Annotated in this window: 2 protein-coding genes; both read left to right on the forward strand. The window is 44.4% G+C overall.

Features of this window, described 5'->3' with window-relative positions; all coding sequences use genetic code 11:
• Nucleotides 1-91 precede the first annotated feature (91 nt).
• Complete coding sequence (gene istA / locus GCA01S_RS18855) at nt 92-1,294, forward strand: IS21 family transposase (RefSeq protein WP_042412544.1); 1,203 nt, start codon at nt 92-94, stop codon at nt 1,292-1,294.
• Nucleotides 1,291-1,428 (forward strand): ATP-binding protein (locus GCA01S_RS20740; protein WP_217994790.1); only part of this gene is annotated, 138 nt, incomplete at its 3' end. The genes istA and GCA01S_RS20740, both read left to right, overlap by 4 nt.

The following is a 1,428-nucleotide window of genomic DNA, read 5'->3' on the forward strand; positions in this document are numbered from 1 at the left end:
GTTAAAGCCGATGATAAAATCCCCAATATAGCCGGAATAAAATTCCCCACTTACAATAGAACCATAGTGTCAATGAGAGGAGCTATGGTTCATGATTACGAGAGGGGAATTTTTCATGATCAAAGAGATGTATGAAAGGGGAATGAGTATTTCCGATATTGCGAGGGAATTGGGGATCGATCGGAAAACCGTCCGAAAATATATTCACTCCTCCAATCCCCCTTCCAAATTCAAGCGAAAACCAAGAAAAAGCAAGTTGGATCCATTTAAACCATATCTTCAAAAACGGATGTTAGAAGATGGGGTGTTCAATAGCGAAAAATTGTTTTTCGAAATTCGACAACAGGGCTACACGGGAGGAAAGACGATTTTAAAGGACTATATGCAGCCTTTCCGAGAGACGGCGAAAAAGAAATACACGGTTCGCTATGAAACGCTTCCTGGCGAACAAATGCAAGTCGATTGGAAAGAAGTTGGGGAGGTCGTGATCGAAGGGAAAAAAGTCAAGTTATCGCTATTTGTGGCCACGCTAGGCTATTCGCGGATGAAATACGCGGTATTTACGACCAGCCAGGACCAGGAGCACTTAATGGAATGCCTGATTCAAAGTTTCAAGTACTTTGGAGGGATTCCAAAGAGAGTGTTATTTGACAATATGAAGACCGTTACCGACGGCCGGGAACAAGGAGTGGTGAAATGGAATCAGCGATTTTCTGAATTTGCGAGTTACTATGGATTTATTCCAAAAGTATGCCGGCCCTACCGGGCCCAGACAAAGGGGAAAGTCGAACGAGCCATTCAGTATATTATGGATCACTTCTATGTAGGAACATCGTTTGAAAGTATCGAAGAATTGAATTTCCTTTTGCATCGCTGGCTCGATCAAGTGGCGAATCGGAAGCCAAACGCCACTACCGGCATTCCTCCGCAAGAGCGTTGGGCAGAGGAACAGTTGAAACCTCTCCCGCTGAAAGATTACGATACGAGCTATCTTTCCTATCGGAAAGTGCATTGGGATGGCAGTTTCTCCTACAAAGGGGAACAATGGCTCTTATCGGCGGAGTATGTGGGCAAAGAAATTCTGGTAAAGGAGCGATTGAATGGGGATATTCGGTTGTACTATCGAGGGGAGGAGATTTCTTACTTGAACCAACAGAAAAAAGTAATTGCATTCGCCGAAAAAATAAAAAAGAAACAGACGGAAATGGCGACCACCATTTCGCCTGTTTCGGTGGAAGTGGATACTCGTCCATTGTCCGTTTATGACGCATTCCTGCGAGGGGAAAGCTCATGAAAGAACGAATACACGAGTATTGCCACCGACTCCATTTGCCTGTCATGGCGGAACGATGGTCCGCCATGGCAGAATACGCAGCTACTCATAATATACCATATTCGGAGTTTTTATTCCGCTTATTAGAGGCAGAA

Source organism: Parageobacillus caldoxylosilyticus NBRC 107762 (genome assembly GCF_000632715.1).
In the GTDB taxonomy this organism is placed as follows: Bacteria; Bacillota; Bacilli; order Bacillales; family Anoxybacillaceae; genus Saccharococcus; species Saccharococcus caldoxylosilyticus.